The 7,718-nt window shown below is 70.8% G+C and carries 6 protein-coding genes; 5 read left to right on the top strand and 1 reads right to left on the bottom strand.

Going from position 1 to position 7,718, the window contains the following annotated elements:
• Positions 1 to 62 precede the first annotated feature (62 nt).
• Genes ACIA5G_RS32705 through ACIA5G_RS32695 form a run of 3 tightly spaced genes read left to right on the top strand, consistent with a single transcriptional unit; the run spans position 63 to position 2,979 of the window.
• A complete protein-coding gene (locus tag ACIA5G_RS32705; protein WP_395930193.1) occupies positions 63 to 1,100 on the top strand; it encodes a FecCD family ABC transporter permease in 1,038 nt (345 codons plus the stop codon).
• A gap of 1 nt (position 1,101) precedes the next feature.
• Positions 1,102 to 2,160 carry a FecCD family ABC transporter permease gene (locus ACIA5G_RS32700; protein ID WP_395930191.1) on the top strand — a complete coding sequence of 353 codons (1,059 nt, stop codon included), beginning with the start codon at positions 1,102 to 1,104 and terminating at the stop codon, positions 2,158 to 2,160.
• Positions 2,161 to 2,163: 3 nt separating this feature from the next.
• On the top strand, positions 2,164 to 2,979 hold the full coding sequence (locus ACIA5G_RS32695) for an ABC transporter ATP-binding protein (protein WP_395930189.1): 816 nt from the start codon (positions 2,164 to 2,166) through the stop codon (positions 2,977 to 2,979).
• 94 nt (positions 2,980 to 3,073) lie between these two features.
• Here ACIA5G_RS32695 and ACIA5G_RS32690 read toward each other — a convergent pair whose 3' ends face one another.
• Positions 3,074 to 4,393, bottom strand: a complete 1,320-nt coding sequence (locus tag ACIA5G_RS32690; protein WP_395930187.1) for a lysine N(6)-hydroxylase/L-ornithine N(5)-oxygenase family protein — start codon at positions 4,391 to 4,393, stop codon at positions 3,074 to 3,076.
• A gap of 115 nt (positions 4,394 to 4,508) precedes the next feature.
• Between ACIA5G_RS32690 and ACIA5G_RS32685 the strand changes: the two genes are divergently transcribed.
• Both ACIA5G_RS32685 and ACIA5G_RS32680 read left to right on the top strand, forming a co-directional pair.
• Positions 4,509 to 5,453 carry a methionyl-tRNA formyltransferase gene (locus ACIA5G_RS32685; protein ID WP_395930185.1) on the top strand — a complete coding sequence of 315 codons (945 nt, stop codon included), beginning with the start codon at positions 4,509 to 4,511 and terminating at the stop codon, positions 5,451 to 5,453.
• Positions 5,454 to 5,510: 57 nt separating this feature from the next.
• The gene (locus tag ACIA5G_RS32680) at positions 5,511 to 7,601 is read left to right on the top strand and encodes an alpha-galactosidase (protein WP_395930183.1); all 2,091 of its coding nucleotides are present in this window, start codon (positions 5,511 to 5,513) and stop codon (positions 7,599 to 7,601) included.
• Positions 7,602 to 7,718: the final 117 nt, after the last annotated feature.

Raw genomic sequence — 7,718 nt, 5'->3', positions numbered from 1 at the left:
TGAGAACGCACTCCTGTACCATCGGTTAGCCTTACCTAAAATGAGTACCAGTCGGAGGTGCGGTGCGAACAGACCCCGGAGGGATCGCTCTCACGCGACGCCCGCCACACACGGGCCGCGCCCTCGGTCTGCTGGCCGCCTTCGGCGTCCTGGTCTTCCTGTGCCTGCTGAGCGTCTGGCTGGGGTCGAAGGAGATCTCGTTCGGCGCCGTCTGGCAGGTGCTGTGGCACAACGACGGCTCGGCCGACGCGGTGATCATCCACAGTGTCCGCATACCGCGGACACTGCTCGCGGTGCTGGTGGGCGCCGGGCTCGGCCTCGCCGGCTGCGTGATGCAGGCGTTGACCCGCAACCCGCTGGCGGACCCGGGGCTGCTCGGTGTCAGCGCCGGGGCCGCGTTCGCGATCGTGTTTTCGATCACCGTGCTCGGCATCAGCTCGGCCTACGGCTACATCTGGTTCGCCTTCGCCGGGGCGCTGGCCGCGACGACCGTCGTCTACTTCCTGGGCACGCGCGGCCGGGCCGGCTCGAGCCCGGTCAAGCTCGCGCTCGCCGGCGCCGCCGTCACGGCATTGCTCGCTTCGTTCACCAGCGCGATGGTGCTGTCGGACCCGGTGGCGCTCAACCGCTACCGCTTCTGGTCGGCGGGTTCTCTCGCCGGTGTCGACAGCGGCGCGCTGCTGCAGGTCCTGCCGTTCCTCGTGATCGGCGTGGTGCTGGCGATCGCGAGCGGACCGGCGCTGAACAGCCTGGCCCTCGGCGACGACGTCGCGATCTCGCTCGGCCGGAAGCTGGGCCCGCTGCGGCTGCGCGGCGCGCTCGCGATCACCTTGCTGACCGGCGCGGCCGTCGCCGTCGCCGGGCCGATCGTGTTCCTCGGCCTGATCGTCCCGCACGCGGTGCGGTTCGTCATCGGCACGGACCACAGCTGGCTGCTGCCCTACACCGCGGTGCTCGCGCCGTCCCTGTTGCTGGCCGCGGACATCCTCGGCCGGATCCTGGCGCGGCCCGGCGAGATCCGGGCCGGCGTCATCGTCGCGTTCCTCGGCGCGCCGTTCTTCATCTACCTGGTCCGCCGGCGCAAGTTCGCGGAGGCGTGACATGAGCCTGCTGCAGGTGCGCCGCGACCGCGTCACGTTCCGCCTCGAGAAACCCCCGGTGTCGGCGCGCGTCCGGCCCCGGCTGCTGGTCGTCTGCCTGGTTCTCCTGGTGCTGACGTTCGTGCTGTTCTGCGTCGGCATGACGATCGGCGACGTCCCGATGAGCGTGTCCGACGTCCTGTCGGGCCTCTTCGGCGGCAGTGACAGCGGAAACGGCTACATCGTGCAGGAACTGCGGCTGCCCCGGGCGCTCACCGGGCTGCTGGCCGGGATCGCGTTCGGCGCGTCCGGCGCGGTGTTCCAGACGATCACGCGCAACCCGCTGGCCAGCCCGGACATGATCGGCATCAACGCGGGCGCGGCCACCGCCGTGGTCGCCGGGATCTCGTTCGGCTTCGGCGGCGGGCTCGGCACCTCGACGCTCGGCCTGTTCGGCGGGCTGTTCACCGCGCTGCTGGTGTACGCGCTCGCCTGGCGGCGCGGCACCACCGGCTACCGGATCCTCCTGGTGGGCATCGGGATCTTCGCGATGTGCACCAGCCTGACCGACTACCTGCTGAGCAAGGCCCAGATCACCGAGGCGCAGGCGTCGATCGGCTGGATGGTCGGCAACCTCGCGAACCGCGGCTGGGAACACGTCATCCCGTTGCTGGGTGCGCTGTGCGTGCTGCTGCCGCTGGTGCTCGCGCTGTCGCGGTGGATGAGCACGCTGCAGCTCGGCGACGAGGTCGCCGCCGGCCTCGGCACCCCGGTGCAGCCGGTGCGGCTGGGCCTGCTGCTGGCCGGCGCCGGGCTGGTCGCGTTCGCGACGGCGTCGGCGGGCCCGATCTCGTTCGTCGCACTGACGGCGCCGCAGATCGCCCAGCGGCTGGCCCGGCTGTCGTCCCCGCCGATCACGGCGTCCGCGCTCACCGGCGCGGTCGTGGTGCTGGGCAGTGACATCATCGCGCGCGAGATCACGGCGTCGGCGCTGCCGGTCGGCATCGTCACCGGCGTGCTGGGCGCCCCGCTGCTGCTCTGGCTGCTGGCCAGGGCCAACCGATCCGGTTCCGGAGGCTGACACATGACATCGGACGCACCCTCGTTGCGCGTCGAGGGGCTACGGGTCGCCTACGACGACCGGGTTGTCATCGACGGCCTCGACCTCGACGTCCCGCCGGGTGAGATCACCGCGATCATCGGCGCCAACGCGTGCGGGAAGTCGACGCTGCTGCGCACGATCGCCCGCCTGCTGACGCCGAAGGCCGGCGGGGTGTACCTCGACGGCCGCTCGATCCACGACCTGCCGACCCGCCAGGTCGCCCAGCGGCTCGGGATCCTGCCGCAGTCGCCGGTGGCGCCCGAGGGCATGACGGTGGCCGACCTGGTCGGCCGCGGCCGCGCCCCGCACCAGAGCTGGTGGCGGCAATGGTCCACATCGGACGAAGGCGCGGTGCACGCGGCCTTGGCGGCCACGGAGATGACCGACCTCGCCGACCGGCCGGTGGACGAGCTCTCCGGCGGCCAGCGCCAGCGCGCGTGGATCGCGATGGCCGTCGCGCAGGAGACGCCGGTGCTCCTGCTGGACGAGCCGACGACGTACCTCGACCTGGCGCACCAGATCGACGTGCTCGACCTGGTCGTCGACCTCAACCGCGCCGAGGGCCGCACGGTCGTCATGGTGCTGCACGACCTCCCGCAGGCGTGCCGCTACGCCGACCACGTGATCGCGATGAAGGCGGGCCGGATCGTGGCGTCGGGCAAGCCGGTCGAGGTGATCACCGAGGAGCTCGTCGACGAGGTCTTCGACGTGCGTTGCCAGGTGACCCCGGACCCGATCAGCGGGACGCCGATGGTGATCCCGATCAGCCGTCACCACCCGGCGCCGGCGCGGCCCTGAAGCGCCCCAATGTGGCCTTCGGTGCGTCAGACGCAACCAAGGCGGCCTTCGGTGCGTCACACGCAACGAAGGCCGCCTTGGGGCGTTCGATTCTTTAGCGGGCGCTGACCGCGTACTCTCCCTCGGGCGCCGAGACCACCCGGCGGTCCACAATGGACTGCAGGATCTCCCCCACCCGCACCGCGGTGTTCGACAGCAGCGACGACGTGATGCCGTGCGTGTGCTCGGTGCCGCCCTGCAGGTAGATCCCGCCGCTCAGCACCGGCTCCGTGGTGAGGCGGTAGTCGCGTTCGACGCGCAGTCGACCGGACTCGTCGCGCGAGCAGCGGGGGCCGAGCTCGCCGAGCAGCGGCGTCGGGTCCGCGGGCCGGTAGCCGGTCGCGTAGACGACCGCGTCGGCCGCCAGCACCGTGCGCTCACCGGTGGTCAGCGACTCGACCGTCGCCGATACCGCCGTGCCCGTGTCGGCCACCTCGACCGGGCGCGAGACGTTGAACAGCCGCAGCCGCTCCACCCCCAGCACCTTCTCGCGGTAGACGCGGCGGTAGAGCTCGTCGATCAGGTCGACGTCGACGGCCGAGTAGTTCGTCGCGCCGTGGTAACGCATCAGGCGGTCCTTCACCGGCTCCCCCGCGCGGTAGAACTGGTCGACGGCGTCGGGGTCGAAGATCCGGTTCGCGAACGAGCTGTCGTCGGCCGGGCTGTAGCCGTACCGCGCGAACACCGCGCACACCTCGGCGTCCGGGAACTCGTCGTGCAGCAGCGCCGCGACCTCCGCCGCGCTCTGGCCGGCGCCGACCACGACGAACCGCCGCGGGTCGGTGCCGCGCAGGGCCTCGACGCGGAAGAGCAGCTCGCTGTTGTGCCAGACCCGCGGGCCCGCGGTGACGCCCTCGGGCAGCTGCGGCCGCAGACCCGTGCCCATCACCAGGTTCCGGGCCCGCAGCGAAGAGCCGTCAGAGGCTTCCACGTCGAAGTACGCGACCTCTTCGCCGTCGTACACCGGCGTCACCGAGACGACCTCGGTGCCGTAGGAGACGACGTCGTCGACCTTCGCCGCCGCCCACTCGAAGTAGTCGTGGAACTCGACCCGCAGCGGGAACAGGTTCTTGTGGTTGATGAAGTCGACCAGCCGCCCGACCGACTGCAGGTAGTTCAGGAAGCTGAACTCGCTGGTCGGGTTCCGCATGGTGACCAGGTCCTTGAGGAAGGACACCTGCATGGTCGCGGTGTCGATCAGCATCCCGCGGTGCCAGCCGAACCGCGGCTGCCGCTCCAGGAAGTGCGCGGTCACCGGCTCCCCCGAGCCGGCGTTGTGCTCGGCCAGCGCGATCGCGAGAGCCAGGTTCGAAGGTCCGAAACCCACCCCGACGACGTCGTAGATCGGGACCTGTTCGCCGGCCTCTGCAGTCATGTCGCTCCCTCGCACACTCCGGTACCGTTCAGGGAACCCTAACCTAACTTAGGCGAGCCTCGCCTAGTACGTTCGTGGTGATGTTCGTCCCCCGACTACGGAAAGGCATCTTCGAATGCGCGTGGCGATGTTCGGCTACCAGACGTGGGGGCACCGGACCCTCCAAGCGCTCGTCGACGCGGGGCACGAGGTCGCGCTCGTGGTCACCCACCCGAAGAGCGACCACGCGTACGAGCGGATCTGGGCCGACTCGGTCGCCGACCTCGCCGAGGCCAACGGCATCCGCGTCCTGCTGCGCAACCGCCCGGACGACGCCGAGCTGCTAGCCGAGCTGAAGACGGCGGACCTCGACCTGATCGTGGCGAACAACTGGCGCACCTGGCTGCCGCCGGAGATCTTCGAGCTGCCGCGCCACGGCACCCTGAACATCCACGACTCGCTGCTGCCGTCCTACGCGGGCTTCTCCCCGCTGATCTGGGCGATGATCAACGGCGAGCCCGAGGTCGGGGTCACCGCCCACATGATGGACGGCGAGCTCGACGCCGGTGACATCGTCCTGCAGCGGGCGATCCCGGTCGGGCCGGCCGACACCACGACCGACCTGTTCCACCGCACCGTGGACCTGATCGCGCCGATCACCGCCGAGGCCATCCAGCTCATCGAGACCGGCTACACGCCGGTGCCGCAGGACCGGTCGAAGGCCAGCTTCTTCCACAAGCGGGCGAAGCGCGACAGCCTGATCGACTGGACGTCCTCCCCCACGGACATCGAACGGTTCGTGCGTGCGCTGTCCGACCCGTACCCGAACGCGTTCGCCTACCACCGCGGCCAGGAGCTGCGCATTCTCCAGGCGTCGGTGTCCGAAGGCCACTACGGCGGCACCCCGGGCCGCATCTTCATCAAGGAGGGTGACGGCGTGGTGATCGTGGCCGGGCCGGACGCCCGCCGCGGCCAGTCCCCCGGCCTGCGGGTCGAGCGCGTCCGCACCGCCGACGGCACCGAGCTGGCCGCGCACGAGTACTTCGAGACCATGGGCGGGTACCTCACCGACCGTCCTTGACCGGTCAGCGGGACATCCTCTTGGCGGCCCGGCGGCCCCGGCAGCAGGATGTCCCGCATGGCCGGGATCAGCTTCCTCGAGGACCACCGCACGTGGGTGCTCACCGGGGAGTCGAGCACGTATGCGTTGCGGCTCAACGAAGACGACGTCCCGACCCACATCTACTGGGGTCCTGCGCTGTCCGATGGGGATCTGCCCGAGGTCATCGGGAAAACGCTTCCCTGGTGGGACGGCTTCAACGACCCGAACGAAGGGCTCGACGAGCTCGCCGCCGACGGCGGCACCCGGTACTGGACACCCGCACTGCAGGTCCGCTTCGGCGACGGCACGCGTAGCCTCGAATGGCAGTACCAAAACCACACCATCACCGGCGGGCACCTCGAGCTGGCGTTCACCGACCGCCACTACCCGCTGCGGATCACCCTTCACTACCGGCTGCGTGCAGACGTCCTCGAACGCTGGACCGAGCTGACCGCGGACACCGACGTCGAGGTCGTCCGGGCCGACTCGGCGACCTGGGCGCTCCCGGTCCTCGACGACTACCGGGTCAGCCACGTCACCGGCCGCTGGGCGGCGGAGACCCAGCTGCAGCGGGAACCCGTGCCGCACGGCGAAACCGTCTTCGCGAGCCGCCGCGGGATCACCGGCCACCACGCCAACCCGTGGGTCATGGTCGACGACGGCACGGCGACCGAGCACCACGGCGACGTCTACGGCGTCGCGCTGGCGTGGAGCGGGTCGTGGCGCCTGACCACCACCCGCTCGTTCACCGGACGGCTGACGGTCAGCGGCGGGTTCGGCCAGGACGGTGTTGTGCACCGCGTCGGCCCGGGGCGTCCGCTGAGCACGCCGGTGATCGCCGGCTTGTACACCCGCGGCGGCTTCGGCGCGGCGAGTCGCGCCTGGCACGCCTACGTCTTGAACCACGTCCTGCCGCACCCGGAAGAACTGCGTCCGGTGCTGTACAACTCTTGGGAGGCAACGGGATTCGACGTCAGCGAAGCCGGGCAGCGGGCCCTCGCCGAGCGGGCCGCGGCGCTCGGCGTCGAGCTGTTCGTGATGGACGACGGCTGGTTCGGCGCCCGCACCGGCGACCACGCCGGCCTCGGTGACTGGCACGTCAACCGCGAGCGCTTCCCCGACGGGCTCGCGCCGCTGGTCGACGCCGTGCACGGGCTCGGCATGCGGTTCGGCATCTGGGTCGAGCCCGAGATGGTCAACCCCGACAGCGACCTCTACCGCGCCCACCCGGACTGGGTGCTGCACCACCCGCACCGGCGCCGGTCGGAGCTGCGCAACCAGCTCGTGCTCAACTTCGCGCGTCCCGACGTCGCCGCGTGGGCGCACGAGTGGCTCGACCGGCTCGTCGGCGAGCACGGCGTCGACTTCCTCAAGTGGGACATGAACCGCCCGTTCAGCGAGGCGGGCTGGCCGGGTGCCGCGGACCCCGATCGCCTGTGGGTCGACCACACCAGGGCGGTGTACTCACTGCTGGACCGGCTCCGGGCGGACCACCCGGGCCTGCGGATCGAGTCGTGCGCCGGCGGGGGCGGCCGCGCCGACCTCGGTGTGCTCGCCCGCACCGACCAGGTCTGGACCTCGGACAACACCGACTCGCTCGACCGGCTGCGGATCCAGCACGGGTACGGCCAGCTCTACCCGGCCCGCACGATGTCGGCCTGGGTGACCGACAACCCGAACTTCGTCACCGCCCGGTCGGCGCCGCTGCGGTTCCGCTTCCACGTCGCGATGGCCGGCGTGCTCGGCGTCGGCGGCGACATCGTGCGCTGGCCGGCCGAGGACCTCGAGCTCGCCCGCGAGATGATCAAGCTGTACCGGGACATCCGGCCGGTGGTGCAGCACGGCGCGCTGTTCCGGCTGCGGCCGCCGTCCGGCGACGGGCTCATCGCGCTGCAGTATGTGCTGGACGACCGGGTGGTCGTCTTCGCCTACCGGCAGGCCGCGCACTTCGCCACGCCGGACCGGCCGCTGCGGCTCGACGGCCTCGTTCCCGCTCACCGGTACCTGGATCCGGATTCCGGGCGGACGCACAGCGGCGCGGTGCTCCTCGCGCACGGACTGCCCCTCGGCCTCCCGACCGGCGACTTCGCCAGCACAGTCGTCCGACTGAACCAAATTCGGCACTAAAGATCCGATCTATCGACCCGCCAGAGGCCACTTCGACGGAGTTCGACGCTTGACAGCCGATCATAGGTCCGATCGAATGCGTCATACATCACATATGGTGGGGCATGCGGGAGGCAC

The organism is Amycolatopsis sp. NPDC051758 (genome assembly GCF_044453095.1).
Taxonomy (GTDB): Bacteria; Actinomycetota; Actinomycetes; order Mycobacteriales; family Pseudonocardiaceae; genus Amycolatopsis.
This window is presented reverse-complemented; position numbering and strand designations above follow the sequence as displayed.